Annotated in this window: 10 protein-coding genes; 4 read left to right on the top strand and 6 right to left on the bottom strand. The window is 64.5% G+C overall.

Features of this window, described 5'->3' with window-relative positions; translation table 11 throughout:
- A partial coding sequence (locus H7F16_RS18795; RefSeq protein WP_206682622.1) for a hypothetical protein occupies positions 1–7,420 on the bottom strand: 7,420 nt, incomplete at its 3' end.
- 842 nt (positions 7,421–8,262) lie between these two features.
- Here H7F16_RS18795 and H7F16_RS18800 point away from each other — a divergent pair.
- Positions 8,263–9,126, top strand: a complete 864-nt coding sequence (locus H7F16_RS18800; RefSeq protein WP_185799189.1) for a LytTR family DNA-binding domain-containing protein — start codon at positions 8,263–8,265, stop codon at positions 9,124–9,126.
- On the opposite strand, the gene H7F16_RS18805 is transcribed toward H7F16_RS18800, so the two are convergent.
- The gene (locus H7F16_RS18805) at positions 9,123–13,463 is read right to left on the bottom strand and encodes a Hint domain-containing protein (protein WP_185799190.1); all 4,341 of its coding nucleotides are present in this window, start codon (positions 13,461–13,463) and stop codon (positions 9,123–9,125) included. The genes H7F16_RS18800 and H7F16_RS18805 overlap by 4 nt on opposite strands.
- Positions 13,464–13,756: 293 nt before the next feature.
- Here H7F16_RS18805 and H7F16_RS18810 point away from each other — a divergent pair, with 293 nt between their 5' ends.
- Positions 13,757–15,616: a glycosyltransferase family 2 protein gene (locus tag H7F16_RS18810; RefSeq protein WP_185799191.1), complete on the top strand. Its 1,860-nt coding sequence runs from the start codon at positions 13,757–13,759 to the stop codon at positions 15,614–15,616.
- Complete coding sequence (locus H7F16_RS18815; protein WP_185799192.1) at positions 15,603–15,740, top strand: hypothetical protein; 138 nt, start codon at positions 15,603–15,605, stop codon at positions 15,738–15,740. The genes H7F16_RS18810 and H7F16_RS18815 overlap by 14 nt, the downstream gene beginning before the upstream one ends.
- Here H7F16_RS18815 and H7F16_RS18820 read toward each other — a convergent pair.
- Genes H7F16_RS18820 through H7F16_RS18830 form a run of 3 tightly spaced genes read right to left on the bottom strand, consistent with a single transcriptional unit; the run spans position 15,737 to position 18,458 of the window.
- Positions 15,737–16,153, bottom strand: coding sequence for an ATP-binding protein (locus H7F16_RS18820; protein WP_185799193.1), 417 nt, complete (start codon positions 16,151–16,153; stop codon positions 15,737–15,739). The genes H7F16_RS18815 and H7F16_RS18820 overlap by 4 nt on opposite strands.
- Positions 16,154–16,156: 3 nt before the next feature.
- Complete coding sequence (locus H7F16_RS18825) at positions 16,157–16,498, bottom strand: STAS domain-containing protein (protein ID WP_185799194.1); 342 nt, start codon at positions 16,496–16,498, stop codon at positions 16,157–16,159.
- Positions 16,488–18,458: a PP2C family protein-serine/threonine phosphatase gene (locus H7F16_RS18830; RefSeq protein WP_185799195.1), complete on the bottom strand. Its 1,971-nt coding sequence runs from the start codon at positions 18,456–18,458 to the stop codon at positions 16,488–16,490. Before H7F16_RS18830 ends, H7F16_RS18825 begins: the two co-directional genes overlap by 11 nt.
- Before the next feature lie 211 nt (positions 18,459–18,669).
- Here H7F16_RS18830 and H7F16_RS18835 point away from each other — a divergent pair, with 211 nt between their 5' ends.
- Positions 18,670–19,206 carry a response regulator gene (locus H7F16_RS18835; RefSeq protein ID WP_185799196.1) on the top strand — a complete coding sequence of 179 codons (537 nt, stop codon included), beginning with the start codon at positions 18,670–18,672 and terminating at the stop codon, positions 19,204–19,206.
- 38 nt (positions 19,207–19,244) lie between these two features.
- Here the strand turns inward: H7F16_RS18835 and H7F16_RS18840 are convergent, their stop codons facing one another.
- Positions 19,245–19,994 carry an SDR family NAD(P)-dependent oxidoreductase gene (locus H7F16_RS18840; protein WP_185799197.1) on the bottom strand — a complete coding sequence of 250 codons (750 nt, stop codon included), beginning with the start codon at positions 19,992–19,994 and terminating at the stop codon, positions 19,245–19,247.
- Between the last annotated feature and the right edge of the window lies 1 nt (position 19,995).

The raw sequence follows: 19,995 nt of genomic DNA on the forward strand, positions 1-19,995 counted from the left end.
CGCCCAGCAGCGTGTCGTTCCCGACACCCCCCTTCAGCGTGTCAGCCCCGTCCCCACCGTCAACAACATCATTCCCGCTGCCCCCATCAACACTGTCAGAACCGATCCCGCCGTATAGCTGGTCGTTTCCGGTGCCACCGGCGAGCGTGTCGTTGCCGTCATTGCCAAGCAGGCGGTCATCCTCGCTGCCGCCGTCGAGGCTGTCATTGCCCAGGCCGCCATCGAGTGTGTCGTTGTTTTCGTTGCCGGCCAGAGTGTCGTTGCCGTCACCGCCCGAAACGCTGTCGTTGTTCAGGCCGCCCGAAAGGGTATCACTCCCCGCGCCACCATCCAGCGTGTCGTTGCCCGCGCTGCCGGTGATGCTGTCGTCGTCACCGCCACCCGCAACAGAGTCGTTTCCGTCACCCCCGGCGAGGGTGTCGTTTCCGGCACCACCGGCGAGCGTGTCATTGCCGGTGCCGCCGTCGAGACTGTCGGTGCCAAGACCGCCATCGAGGCTGTCATTGTCCTCGTTGCCACTGAGCGTGTCGTTGCCGTCGCCGCCGGAGAGGGTGTCATCTCCGAAGCTGCCGACGAGCTTGTCGTCGCCTTCAGCTCCGTCGACCACATCGTTCCCGTTGCCGGCAAAGACCGAGTCATTGCCCGCACCTGCCGCGACGCTGTCGTTACCGGCACCGCCATCGACGGTATCGTCACCCGCGCCTGCGGCGACCGTGTCGTCGCCCAGACCCGAGGCGACCGAGTCGTTGCCCGTTCCCGCGGCAAGGCTGTCATTGCCTGCGCCACCGACCAGGGTATCGTTGCCCGCCCCGCTGTCGGCATTGATGGGTCCGGTTGCCGCGCTGCCGTTCAGGCTGTCGCTGCCGGATCCGGTCAGAACCTTTTCGATTTCCGAGAAGGTGACATCCACGCCCGCATCGGCATCGAGGCCGTTGACCGTGCCGTTCTTGGGGTTGGTTCCATAGATGACGGTCTGCGCCGCCGAACCTGCCGAGAGGTCAAGCTGATCGCCCGCGTCACCGTTTGCGGCATCGTCGGCCGCGCCCTGCGTGCCGTCGGTGCCGCCGTTGACGGTGGCGGCAATGTCGGCGCCGGTATCGGTGCTGTCGACGGTGAACACATCGTCGCCCGTGCCACCAGAGGCAGAATCCGCGCCGCCAAAGGCGATGTCATCATCTCCGGCCCCGCCCGAAAGCGTGTCGGCACCCGGACCACCCGAAAGCGTATCGGCACCGTCGCCACCGTTCAGGCTGTCGTTGCCGTCACCGCCCGAAAGACTGTCTTCGGCCGCGCCACCATCGAGCGTGTCATTTCCCGCCCCGCCGGCAAGGGTATCGCGCCCGTCGCCACCGGTCAGGCTGTCGTTGCCCGCCCCGCCGTCGAGGCTGTCGTTGCCAAGACCACCCGACAGCGTGTCGTCGCCCAAGCCACCCGAGGCCGTGTCATTGCCGTCATCACCTGCGAGGCTGTCGTTGCCGACATTGCCGTCGAGGCTGTCGTCGCCCGTGCCGCCCGACACCGTGTCATTACCCAGTCCGGCATCGACCGTGTCGTTTCCGGAACCGGCCGACACGCTGTCATCGGGTTGGGCACCGTCGATCTGGTCGCCCTGCGGATCGGTATAGGGCGTGCCGCCGGGGCCGCTGGTCGGGGTGATGTTATCCCCCGAAGCGGTGCCGTCGATGACCCCGTTGCTGTCGACAAGGACCTGCTCGATCTGGGAATAGGTGATCGTGACGGTCTGTCCGGCCTTGTTCGTATAGGTCGCCGTGCCTGCCTCGGGGCCTGTCGGTGTCAGGACGACATTCGCAAGGCCGCGCAGGTCGAGCACATCGCCCGAGCCGCCGTTCGTCGGATCCGTCAGATCCTCGGCCGACTCGCCGCCGATGATGGTGATGGGCGCGGTTCCGGCAAGATCGGGATCGATGCGGAATTCGTCATCTCCGTCACCGCCATTTGCGGTGTCGCCCGCGCTGGCCACGATATCGTCGTCGCCTGCGCCGCCGGAAAGGGTATCGTTGCCGACACCGCCTGCCAGCAGGTCAGAGCCGTCGCCTCCGGACAGGCTGTCGTTGCCATCGCCGCCGTCGAGCGTGTCGTTGCCGACATCACCCGAAACCGTGTCATTTCCGGTTCCGCCAAGGAGCGAGTCGTTGCCGTCGCCACCCGAAAGGGTGTCGTCATTCGCGCCACCGTCCAGCGTGTCGTTGCCAAGGTCGCCCGAGAGGCTGTCGTTGCCTGCACCACCGGTCACAGTATCGTCGCCCGCGCCGCCCAGCGCCGTATCGGCACCGTCACCAGAGGCAATACTGTCATTGCCGTCGCCGCCGCTCAGGCTGTCGGCGTCGGCGCCCCCGTCGAGGCTGTCGTTGCCAAGGCCGCCCGCAAGGGTATCGGCCCCGTCGTTTCCGGCAAGGGTATCGGCCCCGTCGCCGCCAGATGCCGAGTCGTTTCCGGCACCGCCAAGCAGCGCATCATTGCCCACGCCACCGTCGAGGGTATCGGCCCCGGCGCCACCGTCGAGGCTGTCATCACCGACGTTTCCGGCAAGGCTGTCGTTGCCTTCGCCGCCCGCGACGGTGTCGTTGCCCTGACCGGCATCGACGGTGTCATTGCCCGCGCCCGCGGCGATAGTGTCGTTCGGGCCGTCGGCCCCGTCGATTTGGTCGCCCTGCGGGTCGGTGAACGGCGTGCCGCCCGGACCGCTTGTCGGGGTCATGTTGTCGCCGCCGCCGGTTCCGTCGACCGTGCCATTGGCGCTGAGCAACACGTTCTCGATTTCCGAGAAGTTGATCGTGACGAGTTGACCTGCAGCGTTGCGATAGGTTGCCGTGCCGCTTTCCGAGGTGCCGGTCAGCGGGTTGGGGTTGGTGTAGGTCACCACAACATCCGTCAACCCGCGCAGGTCAAGCACGTCGCCGATACGGCCACCGGGGTTGTTGGTCGGGTCGGTCAGATCTTCGCTGGCCTCGCCACCCGTGACCGTGATCGGGGTCGATCCGGCAAGCGTCGGGTCGATGGTAAAGACATCGTCGCCATCGCCGCCATTCGCCGTATCGCCCGCGCCGACGACGAAGGAATCGTCGCCCGCACCGCCCGAAAGCGAGTCGTTGCCTTCGCCACCGGCCAGAGTGTCCGAACCTTCGCCGCCGGACAGCGTGTCATTGCCCGTGCCGCCGACAAGGCTGTCGTTGCCGACACCGCCGACAAGGCTGTCGTCGCCGGTTCCGCCATCGAGCGTGTCGTTGCCTTCGTCACCGGCCAGCGTGTCCTTGCCATCGCCGCCGATCAGCGAGTCATTGCCCAGACCGCCGCCAAGGCTGTCGTCGTTCGCGCCACCGTCGAGCGTGTCGTCGCCCGTGCCTCCGGCAAGGGTGTCGTTGCCCGCGTCGCCTGTCAGGCTGTCATTGTCGGCGCCGCCATCGAGGCTGTCGTCACCCGGACCTCCGGCAAGCGTATCGTTGCCGTCGCCGCCCGCCAGCGTGTCGTTGCCATCACCGCCTGCAAGGCTGTCAGCGCCCGCTCCGCCTGCAAGGCTGTCATTGCCGGCACCGCCGTCCAGCGTGTCGTTGCCCAAGCCGCCGTCAAGCGTGTCATTGCCTGCGCCACCGGCAAGGCTGTCGTTGCCGTCGCCGCCCGACAGGGAATCCGCCCCTGCGCCGCCGTCGACGGTATCGTTGCCCGCACCTCCGGCGACCGTATCATTGCCTGCGCCACCCGTGACCGAGTCATTGCCAGCGCCGCCGTCGACGACGACCGGACCTGTCGCGGCCGAGGCATCGACCGTATCGGCACCCGTCCCCGTCAGAACCTTTTCGATTTCCGAGAACGCGATATCGGTCGCGGCATCGGCATCCAGCCCGTTGACGGTGCCGGTCTTCGGGTTTGCACCGAAAACGACCGTCTGCGCGGTCGTGCCGCCTGACAGGTCAAGCACATCGCCCGCGTCGCCATTCGCGGCATCGTCCGCCGCGCCCTGCGTGCCATCGGTGCCCCCGTCGACGGTTGCGTTGACGTTGGCATCCGTATCCGTCGGATCGAGGGTAAAGACATCGTCACCCGTGCCGCCGGTGGCCGAATCCGCTCCACCGATCGCGATATCGTCGTCACCCGCGCCGCCCGCAAGCGTGTCAGCTCCGGGGCCGCCTGCAAGGGTGTCGGCACCAGCGCCACCGGCCAAGCTGTCATTCCCGGCCCCGCCCGTCAGGCTGTCTTCGGCAGCCCCACCGTCGAGCGTGTCGTTTCCAGCCCCGCCGTCCAGCGTATCCGTGCCGTCACCGCCAGCGAGGCTGTCGTTGCCATCGCCGCCACCAAGGCTGTCGTTCCCAGCCTCGCCTGCAAGGGTATCGTCGCCGACACCGCCCGCGACCGTGTCATTGCCATCGCCTCCGGCAAGGCTGTCGTTGCCGACATTGCCGTCGAGGCTGTCATTGCCCGTGCCGCCTGCAACCGTATCGTTGCCCAACCCTGCATCGACCGTGTCGTTTCCGGCACCGGCGTCGACGTTGTCATTGGGCTCGGCCCCGTCGATCTGGTCACCCTGCGGGTCGGTGAACGGCGTGCCGCCCGGCCCGCTTGTCGGGGTCATGTTGTCGCCACCCGCCGTTCCGTCGACGACGTTGTTCGAGTCGATCAGGATCTTCTCGATCTCGGAATAGGTGATCGTGACGGTCTGGCCCGCCGCATTGGTATAGGTCACCGTTCCGGATTCAGGACCGGTCGGCGTAAGAACCACATTCTGCAAGCCCCGCAGGTCGAGCGTATCGCCGGTCCCGCCGTTCGTCGGGTCGGTCAGGTCTTCGATAGTTTCGCCACCGACAATGGTGATGGGGGCGCTGCCCGACAGGGTCGGGCTGACCTTGAAGATATCGTCACCCGAGCCGCCGTTCGCGGTATCTCCGGCACCGACAAACAGGCTGTCATCGCCGTCACCGCCGTCAAGCGTATCATTGCCTTCGCCACCGCCCAGAGAGTCGGACCCCGCCCCGCCTGCAAGGCTGTCGTTCCCCGTGCCGCCGTCGAGCGTGTCGTTGCCCAAGCCACCGTCGAGCGTGTCGCTGCCATCGCCGCCAAGCAGCGAGTCGTTGCCGTCACCGCCTGCAAGGCTGTCGGCATCGGCACCGCCGTCAAGCGTATCATCGCCCGTCCCGCCAAGCAGCGTGTCATTGCCGACATCGCCCTTCAGGCTGTCATTGTCGGCCCCGCCGTCGAGGCTGTCATTCCCCGCGCCACCGTCCAGCGTGTCGGCTCCGGTATCGCCAGCCAGCGTATCGGTGCCGTCGCCGCCGCTCAGGGAATCCGGACCGGCCCCGCCTGCAAGGCTGTCGCTCCCCGTGCCGCCGTCGAGCGTATCGTTGCCCAAGCCACCGTCGAGCGTGTCGCTGCCATCGCCGCCAAGCAGCGAGTCGTTGCCGTCACCGCCTGCAAGGCTGTCGGCATCGGCACCGCCGTCGAGCGTATCATCGCCCGTCCCGCCAAGCAGCGTGTCATTGCCGACATCGCCCTTCAGGCTGTCATTGTCGGCCCCGCCGTCGAGGCTGTCATTCCCCGCGCCGCCGTCCAGCGTGTCGGCTCCGGTATCGCCAGCCAGCGTATCGGTGCCGTCGCCGCCAAGCAGCGAGTCATTTCCGTCGCCGCCTGCAAGGCTGTCGTTCCCCGTGCCACCGTCGAGCGTGTCCGCCCCCGCGCCGCCGTCGACCGTGTCGTTGCCGGTGCCGCCGTCCACGCTGTCGTCGCCTGCGCCTGCCCCGACGCTGTCATTGCCGCCCGCCGCAAGAATGGTGTCGTTCAGGTTCGCCAGGCCGTCGATCTTGTCGCCGTCCTTGTCGGTGAAGCCCGGCGGCATGATGTCATCGCCGTCGGTCCCGTCGACGATACCGTTCGGAACGGCGAAAATCGTGCAGGTGGTGAAGTCGGGCGTGGCGTTCGGATCGACCGCCTTGTCGAACCACAGAAACTGGTAGCTGAAGTTGTTGAAATAGAATTGCTGGTTCGTGGCCGTCGGGCTCCACGAGCCGTTGGTGTTCTGCTTCCAGCCCGCCGCAAGGGCAGCGGTGGAAAAGGCCGCTTCCTGTCCGGGAGGGGCCTTGATGCTGGCCCCGTTGCCGCCGAAGCCGTCGGAGGAAACGACCTGGCTTGTTTCGTTCGTGGCAGGCGCGCCGAGGACGAGGTTGTCGTTGCCCCCCGCCATCGTGATCTGCCCGACGACATACCAGCCGTCGCCGATCTGGATGTATTCGTTGCGGCCCGCGGTCGGGTTGTTGCTTCCCGAGATGTTTCCGCCGACCGAGAGATTGTCACCGATGACGACGCCGTTCTTGGCATCGGTGCCGCCGAACACCACGCTGTTCGTGACGGTGAGGTTGTTGCCGATGCGGACGAGCTGGTCGGTTACGTTGCTGCCAAGGTTCACGTCGCCCTTGACGGTAACGAAGTTGCCGATCGCAAGGCAGTTCTCGGCGTTGTTCGAGTTCATCGCGATCGTGCCGACACCCTTGGCACCGATGATCGTATTGTCGCCGATCTTGAGGTCGTTGTCGCTGAAGTTCGAATTCAGGAAGATGTTCGCGCCGACATCGGAATTGGCCCCGATGATGACGGTGTTGTTGCTGTAGTTCGAATGCAGATCGACGTTGAACCCGATCGAGGCGTTGTTGCCCACGATGAAGCTGTTGTTCGAATAGTTCGACTCCATCGCGACCGTGCCGGTGATGACCAGATTGTCACCTGCCGTGAAGGCCATCGAGTTCTGGTCGCCCGGCGTGCCGTTGCCGATCATGTTGACGGTGCCGTTGATCCGCGCGTCCTGACCAAGGGTCACGGTCTTGTCGACGTTGTTGCCCGGCAGCACGACGTCGCAATTGAAGGTGGCACGGTCGCCGGCCACAAGATCCATCTTGGAATCGAAGCCGTTCATCGTGACCTGGGTGTTGAAGGTCACGTCGCTTCCGACAGTCACCTTGCCGACGGTGCTGTCGCCCATGACGATACCGTTGAAGGTAACGCCATTTCCTGCGGTGATCGTATCGGTCCCCGGCGAGCCGACGATCTGGCCCACGGTCGAGCCGCTGCCTGCGTCGACGGTGATGTTCTTGGCACCGGCAGCGTTGAACTGCATCGCATCGGCATCGACACCCGCGCCGATGTTCACCGTGGCGTCGATACCGGGGTTGAAGGTCGTGATAAGCCCGTTCGTCTGCGGAACGCCGGTGACGTTCTGGTTCAGGTTCACGGTCACCGAACCGGTCTGTCCGTTCGCGAGCTGGATGGTACTGTTCGCGTTCACACCGCCGTCGACGAAGAAGACGTCGCCGGGCTGCGCGGTGATGACACCTGCGTTGACCTGCGGATAGCCGTTGACGTTGCCGGGATCGATGGTTCCGACGGGTGCACCAGCGGCAATGATGTAATAGGTGGCCATACTCGTAAACTCTCGACTATCCGGCCCCGTCGGGGTCGCGGAGGAAATGGGGAAGCAAACGGCGCTGCACCGGAGGCCGCTTCGCGAAGGAGATCAGCTGAGGTGGGAACTCTGCCTACGTGTCACGCGGCCCGTGCGGGCGGCGGCGCTGGCGAGGACGACCCTGATCGATGTCCGGCCCTGCGGCGGGACAAGGGGGCGTTCCGGTCTATGGAGTATCATGGCAGTGAACCCTTGCGACTGGTAAAACGAAAACACACCGACGGGATCGCCCCGACGCACCCTGCCGACACCCCGTGTTTCCTGCCCCCACATGAAACACGCGTACCGACGCGGGCCGTCGCGACGGGATCGAATCCGAATCCACGCCTAGCGGTCACCGTAGCAAAGCGATGCGGCCCCGGTCCTATCGGATGTCGCAAAAGGATCAATTCGACTAAAATTAATACGTAAGTTCACCTTTGCGTAATACTTTTGGCTGTATCCGAGTCACGAATGCCACTTCACGCCGGAAACACGGCATTTGATTGTTTCCATAGTTCGGCAGACCCGCGCGCCCCGACCGCGCATGACGCCAGTTTCACTTGGCGACAGGCGCAAAGACGTAAAAACCGCCGCGCGCACGGCCGATATACGGCAGAATGTATGAAACTGGCGTTTTTCACATCCGACGTCGCTTGAAATGAAACTCGTCACGGTCTTAGTAGACGTTACGTAGGTACGAGTGTCGTGACTGGAGCGAGTGGATGAGTGTCTCTCGGGGAACTGTTCCCTTGGCGGAAATAAGGTTTGCTGACGGAAAGCGCTATTGGATCGCGCCCGCACCGGTCAGCGAGTTCCTTTTGAACCCCGTTTTCCTGAAATTCTTCCTGTGCTGTCTTCTGATCTACGGGCTTCTCGACGCGAACAGCGCCACCGAGGCCGCGCGCGAGACCGGGTTCGCGACCATCGTCCTTTGGACCCTGATCGGTGGCATCGCCCTGCTCTGGTTTGCTGCGGTGCTTGCCGTCCTGCGGTTCCTGTGGCGGCGCGGTCTGGTGCGGGTGATCTATACACCCTTGGTCACCCTGACGCTTTTCGTCTTTGCCGCATCGGCGACGCGTCTGGTCCTGAACGGGTTTCCACACTGGCAATCACTGCTCGAGGCCGCCTGGATCGACGGGCTGGTGCGGGATATGATCGTCATCATCGTGATGGATATCCTGTTCGGCAGTTTCGTTGCGCCGATGCATCCGGTGTTCCTGCCCCATCCTTCCGGCAAGCCCGAGGGCAACGAACCCCTTTCCGCAACCGTCATGGCGGCAGGCATCGAAACCGGTCCCGCGACAAGCCTGCCTGAACCGGGCGTCGAACATCCGGCCGCGAATGACACCGCCGTCCGCATCGGTGCAGAGGACATCTTTCCTGCCGAGCTGGTCTATATCCGCGCCGAGGACCACTATCTGCGCGTCGTCACCACGCGGCGGCGCATCCTTACCCGCGGGCGGCTTTCGGATGCGCTGGCCCAACTGGATTTCCGCCTTGGCATTCAGGTGAACCGCTCAACATGGGTGGCCTTTTCCGCCATCGAAGGGGTCGAGGATGACAGCAAGGGTATCCAGACCCTGACGCTGACAGGAGGCGAGACGGAGCGCGTGGCGCAATCGCGGCGGATCGCCTTTCAAACGGCGATGACCGGTTGGGCGGCGGCGACAGGAACAGTCTAGCTTGCGATGCGCAAAAGCGGGCGCTGCGCGGCGCGGCTGACGACCGGCACGACAGGCGCGCGCGCGTCGAGCAGATCGCGCCGTCGCGCCACCGGGCGCGCCGTCGGCCCGTAAACATCGGCCGCCGGGGCCTGACCCGTCAGGCAAGGTGCCAGCGCCGGAAAGCGCGCAGCCAGATCGGCGACGGCGGCTTCGCCCAGTGCGGCAAGCGCGACCGGACCGGGGTAAAGCGTTTCTGTCGCCATGCCGTTGGCAAAGACGATGGAATGGCACCCCAAGAGGATGTGGTGATAGGTCACCTGCTTCTTGCCCCGCGCAAGTCGGAACCGCTTGTCTCCGATTGCGGCAAGATGGCCTGCGCGAACGAACACCTCGGCCCCGTCAAGCCGGGCAAGGATCGCATGGTTGGGCGACACCATGACATCGCCACGGTTGCCCATCGCACCGTCACGGATGACGACGGGGCGCAGCAGGGGTTCCCGATCCAGCGCGGCGCGGTCCAGATGGCGACGGCCCGCCCAGAGGATCGGCTGTAGACCGTGATCGAGTGTCATGACCAGATCGCCCGCGCGCAGGTCTTCGACAGGGCGCTCGCCGCGATCCGTCAGGATCAGGCTGCCCGAGGTGAAACAAGGCACACCGATCCGCGCGAGGTTGTGCTTGCCCCTGACTTGCGATGGCGCAACCCCCTGAAGCACCAGCCTTTCGCCCATCGGAAAGGTCAGCACGGCATTGCCCGCGCCATCGTCCGTCACGACAATGTCGGCCCAGTCGACCGGGTTGCCCTGCAAATCGCGCAAGGCCGAAACGTCGATCTGGTCGCTGGCCGCCACCCCGCCCGAAACAGGCGTGCGCTGGAAATCGAGGATCTGGTCGGAACCGCCATTCGCCGTCAGGAAAAAGACGTTCTGTCCGGCACCGCCCGAAAGCGTATCGTCGCCCGCGCCGCCGGTCAGAAGATCGTTGCCCTGTCCGCCGGAGATCAGGTCGTTGCCATCATCGCCCAGCAGCGTGTCATCGTCGATGCCGCCATCGAGGCTGTCGCTTCCCGTGCCGCCGTAAAGCAGATCGGCATCGTCCGCGCCAAGGACCGAGTCATTGCCCGCGCCGCCATAGATCGTATCGCGTTCATTGGCGGGGGCGAGATCGGTCGCGTCGGTGATGACGGTCGTATCGACTTCGGTCGGGAAGGTGCCGCCAAAAATGGTGTCGTCACCGTCGCCGCCGTCGATGCTGTCCGACCCCTCGTTGCCCGCTATGCTGTCGTTGCCCAGTTCGCCAAGGACAGTATCGGCATCGAATCCGGCGTCGAGCGTATCGGCCCCGATGCCTCCGTAGACAAGGTCGGCGTCATCGCCGGTCAGGACCGAGTCGCTGCCGGCGCCGCCAAAGACCGTGTCGCGGTCGTCAAAGGGGTTCGCGTCGCCGACGAATGTGCCGGGGTAGCCGATGTCAGGCAGGCCCACCGTCGGGCGGGTGTTGATGAGATCATCGCCGTCGTCGCCGTAGACAAGATCGCTGCCGTCGCTGCCAAAGACCGTATCGTTGCCAATGCCACCCAGAACGGTGTCGTTGCCCGCATCGGCGCGGACCGAATCTGCGCCGTCACCGCCCAGAATGCTGTCGTTGCCAGCTCCGCCGGTGAAGGAATCGTCACCCGCAGCGCCGTCGAGCAGGTCTTCGCCCGCGCCACCGTCGAGAGAGTCGTTGCCGATCCCGCCGTAGACAAGATCGTTATCCTCGTTTCCGGCAAGGGTATCGCTTCCGTCTCCGCCGTAGAGCGTATCGTTCCCAAGGCTTCCGAGCGCGCGGTCGGCACCGTCGCCGCCGTCGATACTGTCATCGCCCGCGCCCGAGCCGAGCGTATCGTTTCCGATCCCGCCAAGAAGCGTGTCGTTGCCCGTGCCGCCATCGAGCGAGTCATTGCCGTCTGCGGCGTCGAGAAGATCGTCGTCCTCGTTGCCGGCCAGAATATCGTCGCCGGTGCCGCCCAAGACGATGTCATTGCCGAAACCGCCCGAGAAGCGGTCGTTCCCCAAGCCGCCGTCCAGCGTATCGTTGCCGGTGCTTGCCGTGATGCTGTCGTCACCGTCCTGGCCGAGGAGTGAATCGTTGCCCGCCCCCCCGATGAAAGAGTCGTTTCCAGCACCGCCTTCGAGCGTGTCGTTGCCGTCGCCGCCGTCCAGCGAGTCGCTGCCCGTTCCGCCATAGACAAGGTCGCTGTCCTCGTTGCCGGCCAGCGTGTCGTTGCCGTCACCGCCAAAGGCCGTGTCGTTGCCGAAACTTCCGGTGACACGGTCATCACCCGCTCCGGCATCGACGTAGTCGTTCCCGTCATTGGAAAAGACCGTATCGTTTCCGCCACCGGAATCGACCCAGTCGTTGCCCGCGCTTCCGAAAACCGAGTCGTTGCCTACACCCAGCACGATCCGTTCGATCTGCGAAAACGTGACGGTGGTGAAATTGTCGTTCAGCGCGCCGGTTTCGGCGGCGCTCATGTTGATGTTGACGTTGACGCCCAGCGCCGAGGCATCGAGAACGTCGCCGGTCGTTTCGGCTGTCTCGCCGCCAAGGATCACATCCGTGCCGAAACCCGTTTCGATGAAGAAGGTATCGTCGCCATCGTCACCGGACAGAGAGTCGGGACCCGTCCCGCCATAAAGCCGGTCATTGCCGAGCCCGCCGAAGAGGGTGTCGTTTCCGGCCTCGCCGAATAGCAGGTCGGCCCCGTCCTCGCCCCGAAGGGTGTCGTTGCCAAGCCCCCCGTAAAGCGTGTCATTCCCCGCCCCAGCCGAGAGCGAGTCGTTCGCGTCACCCGCCCAGAGGATGTTCGCGGCCGTCGAGCCGGTCAGCGTATCGTTGAACGATGTCCCAAGCAGGTTTTCAAAGCCTGCAATCGTGTCGCCCAGCGCCCCGCCCGATGTCGCCCCGGTTGCAAGGTTGACCGAAACGGCTGTCGTCGAGTCGGAATAGTCGAGCAGGTCGTTGCCCGTGCCGCCGTCGAGGCTGTCGTTCCCGATTCCGCCGCGGACCGTATCGTCTCCGCCATTCGCGGCGATGGTGTCGTTTCCCGCCGCGCCGATCAGCGAGTCGTTCCACGCCGAACCGAAAATGCTGTCATTGGCCGCCCCGGTATCAAGCGTGATGCCCGAGGTGAGAGCGCCTGCGTTCACCGTGTCGTTTCCGGCCCCGAAAAGGATCGTCTCGATGCCGCTGAAACTGCTGGTCTGGCCGCCGTTGACAAAGGTGCCGGAACTGCCGCTCGCAAGCGTGATGGCGATGTTCGGGGCAAGGGTCGACAGATCGAGGATGTCGCCCGTCACCTCGCCGCCAGTGTCGCCGAGGATCGTATCTGCCCCCTCGGAGGCGCCGATGACGAAACGGTCATCGCCCGTGCCGCCGGAAAGCAGGTCGTTTTCCGTGCCGCCAAGCAACGTGTCGTTCCCTGACCCGCCGTAAATCGAGTCTGCCCCCGCACCGCCCGAGGCTGAATCGTTTCCTGCGTCCAGCACCACGGAATCGGCGCCGACACTGCCGCTGAAAGTATCGTTGCCGATGCCAAGCGCGATTTGCTCGACCTCGAAGAAGGTGTCGGTATTCGCCCCTTGCACCAGATTGCCAGAGCCGACCCCGGTCATCGTGACCGTCATGCCGGTCGTGATGGCAGATGCGTCGAGAATGTCGGCGGTCGTCTGTGTTCCGCCGTAGTAGAAATCCGACCCGTCGTTCACCGCGACGATGATGCGGTCATCGCCTCCGCCCGCATAGACGCTATCCGCGCCGTTTCCGGCGTTGATGGTGTCGCCGCCTTCGAAAACCTGAATGAAATCTGCGCCATCACCCGACAGGATGCTGTCGTTCCCGTTGCCGCCGACCATGTTGTTGGCCGCCGACTGGGTGAAGGTCTGGTTGACAAGATTGCCATAGCCTACCGTCGAAAGGCCCGTGTCGCTGTTGATGCTGACGGTGGCGGTGATGCCGGGTTGGAGGTCGGTGCTAGACGCATAGCCGACGACCGTTCCGTTCACGTAGACTTCGTAAAGCGTGACGGTCGAAACGCCGTTGCTGAACGTGTAGCCGAAACCGAGGCGGGCCGGACCCGTGGCGACGACCGTTCCCGTGGCACTGGTGACCACGGCGGTCTGCTGCGATGTATCGAGCTGTGTGGTGCTGCTGCCGCCGAAGAACGGATCGTCGTCGGTGATCTCGAATGTGAGGCCGAGCGTCGTGACCGAAAAGTTCGACGCGATCATCGCCGTCGAGCCTTGGGCCAACGGCCCGCCGCCGGTTACGATGATCTGTGACGCGGGAATCCCGACGAACTTGTAAATCGCCATACTCGCAAACCGCCACTGGCTACACTGGTTAAACGCCGGTTACCCGACACCTCACCAAAGACCGTCAAATCGGGCAAAAGAATGACATTGTTGCCAAATATGATCTGATAAGCGCCGCGAACGGATTGATTGTCGACAGTTTGGCACAAAAGACGCGGGTGATTGGCGCGATGGACGGTGCGAAACGCCGGGTGCGCCGTGCCTCGCGACTGCATGGCTGCATTAATATTTCTTAAATTTGGACCGTTGTTGAGTCGCCTCCTGCCTGACGCCGGAGGGCTGACGGGGGTTTCATGACATCGAACCAAAGCAATCGGGCGCGGGTGACGCGGTTCGAGCGGCAAGAGCCTTGGCAGCCGCACAGCTTCGGCCCCGTGCAAAGCCGCCTGTGGCAAGCCCTTGTTGCGCTGACGCTTCTGACGGGGGCGTGGTATCTTGTCTGGCGGTGGACCGTGTCGATCAACTGGGATGCGACATGGGTTTCCCTGCCGCTTGCCATCGCCGAGACGGCAGCCTTTGGCGGAATGGTCCTGCATGGCCTGTCGAACTGGTCGGACTGGCGGCCCGAACGTCCGGACCTGCCCGCCTTTCCGGGGCATATCGGGCTTGACGGGATGCCGCGCGCGCTGAGTGTCGATGTGTTCTTTGCGACCTATGACGAGGACGTCGACATGCTGCGCGACGGGATCCGCGATGCCCGCGCGATGTTCTATCCCTATCCGCTCGATCTGCGCATCCACGTGCTTGATGACGGACGCCGCCCCGCGATGGCGCAGATGGCTGCGGCCGAAGGCGTCGGCTATATCACCCGTGCGAACAATGTCGGCTACAAGGCGGGCAACCTGCGCAACGCGATGGAGCAGACCTCGGGCGACATGATCGTCATCTTCGATGCCGATACCCGCCCCTTCCCCGACTTTCTGACCGAGACGCTGGGCTATTTCCGCGACCCCAAGGTGGCGTGGGTGCAGACACCGCAATGGTTCTGGGACATTCCGCCCGGCGTGCCGCTGCCCGCCTGGCTGGGCCGCCGCTTCGGTGCAGCAGGCCGCGCGATCGGCCGCGCGGTCGAAGCCACGATCGGCCCCGTGCGGTTCGGTGCCGACCCTTTCGGCAATGACCCGCAGATTTTCTACGATTTCATCCAGATGCGGCGCAACGTGGCCTATGCCTCGTTCTGCTGCGGGGCGGGTTCGGTCCACCGGCGCGAGGCCTTGATGGAGGCCGCCATCCGCGCATGGGTCGCCGAACTCGAACGGAACATGGCAACGCAAGAGGCCGAACTTACGGCCATCGGCGCAGGTGGCGCAGATACCGAAACCGAAGGCGCCCTGCGCCACATCACGGCACAAGAGGTGGATTTCACCCCGTTCAAACTGCATGTGTCGGAAGATATCTATACGTCGATCATGCTGCATTCGGACCGCGAACGCGGCTGGCGGTCGGTGATGCACCCAAAGGTGGTCAGCCGGATGCTGTCACCGCAGGATCTTCTGGCCTGGACGATCCAGCGTTACAAATACGCGGGGGGATCGCTCGACATCCTTGTGCATGACAACCCGCTTTTCCGCAGCGGGCTGAGCGCCGGACAAAAGCTGATGTATGCGGCAACCTTCGTGCCCTATCTCTCGCCCCTGTGGACGCTGGTCCTGCTGCTGGCCCCACCCGCCTATATGCTGACCGGAGCCGCGCCGATCGACGCCTATACCGCCGACTACTTCCTGCACCTTCTTCCGTTCCTGCTTTTGAACGAGGTTTCGCAGACCATCGGATTTTGGGGGGCCAACACGCAGGCGTCCAGACGCTGGTATGTGGCGATGTTCCCTCTCAAGCTGAAGGCGCTGGTCGCCGTGCTGCGCGGCGAACGCATCCGCTTTCCGGTCACCCCCAAAGACAGGGCCGAGGGGGCATTCTACCGGCTTGTCCTGCCGCAGATCGGGCTTGTCGCCCTGACACTCTTTGCGCTGGCCTGGGGCTGGGGCCGCAACGCCGCGGGGGCCGAAGGCTATGGTCTTGGCGCGATGATCGCGAATACGCTCTGGTCGGGATACAACATCGTTTCGCTCTGGCCGATCATCAACGCCGCCATGTGGAAACCTGATCCGGAGTTCGATCTTCCGGTCATGACGGAATATCGCAATGTCCTTTCGTAACGGCCTGATCGCCGCACGGGGGCAGATCCTGTGGATCCTGCTTCTTGCTTTGTCCTCGGTGGCGATCCTTCGCACCGATCTTGACCTGACGCCGTCGCGCCCGCCGCTTGAAGCCGCCCCCTAGCGGCGGCGGACCAGGCGAAGGCGCGACAGCTCGTCCTGTTCGTGCAAGGTCACCTCGTCCATCAGGACCATGATCAGCGCCAGACCGCGCCCGCTTTCGGGAATGGCCTGAACGTCGTCGGCATCGAACTCGAAGGTCGCGGTGCCCGCACGCTCCAGAAGGTCGGGCGGCATGGGCGAGGTGAAATCGACGATGTCGATCGAAATGCTCGCATCCGTCAGGTCGATCTCGAGCCGGATGGGGCGGGTTTCGTGCGGAGGGCCGTGGCGGACGATGTTGGTCAGGGCCTCGACCAAGGTCAGGTCAACCGCATCGCGGGCGTCCTCGTCCCATCCGACCATCAGCGCGGTGACGGCCTGCGCGGCAGGGCTTACCTCGGTCAGGGCGCGAAGCATGGCGTGTTCGTGATGCATGCCTCAGCCCGCCGACAGGGCCGAAACCGCCTCGGGCGTTCCGGGATGCATGGCGAAAACACGGTCCATCCGCGTGATCGAGAACAGCCGCGCGACGGCAGGCTGCACGCCCGCAATCGCCAGCTTGCCGAGCGGGTCCATCCGCTTGAGAACCGCGATAAGCGCCCCGAGGGCGGAACTGTCGACAAAACGCACGCCGGACAGATCGAGCACCAGCGCCTTGGCACCGGCTTCGATATGACCGATCAGCGCCTCGCGGATGCTGGCGGCATTGGTGGCATCAAGCCGCGCATCTTCGGGCGTCAGCACAAGCACACCGGCTTCGGTGCGGGCATTAATGGGCATAGGTGGGTTCCTTCGCTTCAAGGATAAGGATGGTGACGTCGTCATCGAAAGCCTCGGTGCCGCACCAGTCCCAAAGGGCCGAGTCGACACTGGCGAACAGCGATTTGACATCCGGTCGGACCGGTCGCGCCAATAGCCCGAGATAGCGGTCATCGCCGAACATGTTCCCGTCGGCATCGGCGGCTTCGGTGACGCCATCGGTCGTCAGGATCAGCCGGTCGCCGGGGTGGAAGGCGCAGGTCAATTCCTCGTATTCCGCCCAAGGCAGCGCCCCGACGGGCATTCCCCCGTCACCCACGGTTTCGACGCCACCAACCAAGGGAAGGCGCAAAAGCGGCGGATGGCCGGCCTGCACAACGCGGGCGGTTCCGGCGCGCGGGTCGATCTCGACGAGAAGCATGGTGAAATAGGGCAGCTCCTCGCTCCATTCACGGTTGATGCGGCTGATGATGTCGGCAAGGCTTTCGGACGGCGCGGCCTGCTGCAGGGCGGTCTTTACCGCGATGTGCGACATGACCGAGACAAGCGCGGCAGCGGCACCGTGGCCAGAGACGTCGATCTGGAACAGCCGCGTGCGCCCGTCGGGCAGCGACACATAATCGTAGGTGTCGCCCGCAATCATGCGGGACGGACGGTAAAATGCGTGAAACTGCGCTCCGGGCAGATCGCATGACGGCGGAAGCTGTGCCGCCTGCACACGGGCCGCCGCCTCGAGTTCGGCGGTCATGCTGTGGTTGGCGGCAACCACACGGTCGTTCAGGCGCGCAAGTTCGGCTTGCATCTTTTCGCGGCGCAGGGCGTTTTCCCGGAACACGGCCAGCGCGTCATACATGACCTGTATTTCGGCAAGACGTGTGGGCGGAACAGGTTCGAAGGTCAGGTCGTCGTTGGCAAGGCGCAGCATCCGGCTGTGAACCTGTTCCAGCGGCGAGACGATGCGGTGCAGCGTGAACCTGACCGCCGAAAGCAGCAGTGCCAGCGCCAGCGCGACCGCCGTCCCCCAGAGCATGATCGCGGCATGATCCTGCTTTTCGGCAAGACGCAACCGCGACCCCGCTTCGGCTGCAAGGGCGGCTTCGGCATTGGTCAGATGTGTCACGGCGTCGTGCGAAGACCGACGCCATGCCGCAAGCGAAGCGTCCCGCGGAGTGCCGGTCAGCATATCCTCGAGCACGCGCATTTCGGCCGGAAGGTAATCTGCCACAAGAAAATCTGTGGCCGACGCGATGCTGCCGAAGGCCGGAGCCCGATCCGAAAGGAACTGGTCCTCGGCCAGATTGGCCGCGCCACGCAGCTGGGCCGAGGAATCGGAGAGCATGACGAGGTGGATGGCGTCTGCCTGCCCGGCGCGGACGGCATCTTCGATTGCGAAACGGTTCGCGATCAGCGCGCGGAAGGCGAAGAGCGCATAGTAGCGCAGCGTCGTCAGTTGCGCGATCCTTGCCGCAGGTTCGCCGGACTCGGCAATCAGGTCATGGCTGATGCCTTCAAGATCGGGATAGGCGGCGTCCAGATACCGGCGCCAATCGTGCAAGGCTGCCTGACGCGCACCCTCATCCGCCCGCAGCGCCGCCGATGCCGCGGCACGCCGCGCATCAAGACCGGCGCGCAGGTCGGACAGCAGGCTGGCCGAGGCGGCATGACCGCCCTGATCGTGGCCGACCAGCAAAGCGGCCGTGCGGTCCAACGCGGCGTCCGTGCTGCGCGCGCCGTCTTGTGGCGAAATCAGCGGCGGCTCTCCGGACAGGGCCTGAAACAGGGCCATATCCTCGCGCCGCAGATCGTAGGACAGCTGGATCAAGGCATCGGTTTCGGCACCGCGCCCGAGTTCGGCCTGTATCCGGAAATGTTCGGACACGGCTGTGCCGAGGTTCCAGACCAGAACCCCAAGCGCAATCATCCCGAGCCATGCAAAGAGCGCGAGCAGGTTGTTACGGAGGGTGTTGTAGATCAGGGCCATGCTGCGCATAACGGCAGATCGGAAAACCTTTTACCCAAGGCCTGCGGTTTGCCGGTCACCGGCACCCATCATAACGGATGGGGTATGTTCGCATGCCGGATGTGCCTACTGCGTGCGGGCGGTTGAAAGCCATGCGGCAAGCGCAGATTTATCGATACAGGCCGGACCAAAGGATCGGCCCTTGGTCACTGGATATGGGCGGACACTGCAAATGGCAGGTCATGCGATGGGGTTGCGCGGCCGGTTCGGCCGCTGGATGACGGGCGCTCCGGTTGTGGAACGGGTCGCCGGAAACGCTGTGCTGCCAGTGGTTCCGGCCATGCGCAAGGCCCATGTGTCGCATCAGCCCCCCGCCGACAGCCTTGCCCCCTTTTCGGGACGTGAGGCTTTGGTCGCGGATGACAACGAGATCAACCGGCTGATCCTTAAGACATTTCTGGAACGTCTCGGTTTTGGCGTCACCCTGGCCTCGGACGGGCTCGAGGCTGTCGAGAACTGGCAGCCGGGCCACGATCTTGTCTGTCTCGACATCGAAATGCCGGGTCAAGACGGTATCGCCGCGCTGGCCGGCATTCAGACCGCGGCAAAAGCCAAGGGCGCGGATATGCCGCTGGCCTTGGCCGTCACGGTGAATTCGCTTAGCCATCAGGTCGCGCAATACCTGTCTGCGGGCTTCGACTCGTGCCTGCCCAAGCCGTTTTCGCGCGCCGAGCTGGAAGTGACCCTGCGCCAACGCTGGCCGCAATAAGGGTCGCGCAGGGATCTGGCCCCTGCGCGCCGGGCGGCTCAGGCGTAGATGTAACCACCTGAAACGATGATATTCTCGCCTGTCATATAGGTGTTCTTCGGCCCGCCTGCCATCAGAACCCATTCGGCCATTTCCGCAGGCTCGCCGCCGCGTCCCAAAGGGCTGGCCGTTGCCAGTTCGCCCAGAAAGCCTGCCTCGCGCGCTTTTTCCGTCGCCATTCCTGCGGGCGCGACCGAGTTGACCAATATCCCGTCAGGGGCGACGGCATGGGCCATGCTTTTCGTCAGGCTGACGACCGCCGCCTTGGTGGCTGCGTAATGCGCGTTCTGCGGATGGGCTTTGAACGCATCGACCGAGGTGATGTTGACGATCCGCCCCCGCACCTTGCCCACCGGTTCCAACCCCTGCATGTGACGGATCGCGGCGACCATCATGTGATAGGTGCCCTTCACGTTGATCGCATTCGACGCATCCCAATCGGCATCGGTGATTTCGAGGATCGGTTTGCGCGGATAGATCGCCGCCGAATTGACCAGCGTATCGACGCGTCCAAGATCTGCCGCCACCTTGGCAAAAGCGGCATGCGCGGCTTCGGCGGTCCGGATGTCGCATGCGGCGAAACTTGCCGGAATGCCCGCGATCCGGGCCGGAGCCAAAGCGGCCTCGGCGGCTTGGGCATTGATGTCGATGATCCCGAGGGCGCTGGCACCGCTTGCCACCGCCATCTGCGCGAGCAATGCGCCAAAGCCCGCTCCTCCGCCCACGATCACCACTGAAAGACCCTGCATC

This window comes from Paragemmobacter straminiformis, assembly GCF_014243445.1.
Classification (GTDB): Bacteria; Pseudomonadota; Alphaproteobacteria; order Rhodobacterales; family Rhodobacteraceae; genus Paragemmobacter; species Paragemmobacter straminiformis.

Excerpts from the sequence above, each read along its gene's own strand:
- H7F16_RS18835 (WP_185799196.1), top strand. The coding sequence starts at position 18,670 with ATGGCAGGTCATGCGATGGGGTTGCGCGGCCGGTTCGGCCGCTGGATG.
- H7F16_RS18825 (WP_185799194.1), bottom strand. The coding sequence starts at position 16,498 with ATGCCCATTAATGCCCGCACCGAAGCCGGTGTGCTTGTGCTGACGCCC.
- H7F16_RS18815 (WP_185799192.1), top strand. The coding sequence starts at position 15,603 with ATGTCCTTTCGTAACGGCCTGATCGCCGCACGGGGGCAGATCCTGTGG.
- H7F16_RS18820 (WP_185799193.1), bottom strand. The coding sequence starts at position 16,153 with ATGCATCACGAACACGCCATGCTTCGCGCCCTGACCGAGGTAAGCCCT.
- H7F16_RS18830 (WP_185799195.1), bottom strand. The coding sequence starts at position 18,458 with ATGGCCCTGATCTACAACACCCTCCGTAACAACCTGCTCGCGCTCTTT.
- H7F16_RS18805 (WP_185799190.1), bottom strand. The coding sequence starts at position 13,463 with ATGGCGATTTACAAGTTCGTCGGGATTCCCGCGTCACAGATCATCGTA.
- H7F16_RS18810 (WP_185799191.1), top strand. The coding sequence starts at position 13,757 with ATGACATCGAACCAAAGCAATCGGGCGCGGGTGACGCGGTTCGAGCGG.
- H7F16_RS18840 (WP_185799197.1), bottom strand. The coding sequence starts at position 19,994 with ATGCAGGGTCTTTCAGTGGTGATCGTGGGCGGAGGAGCGGGCTTTGGC.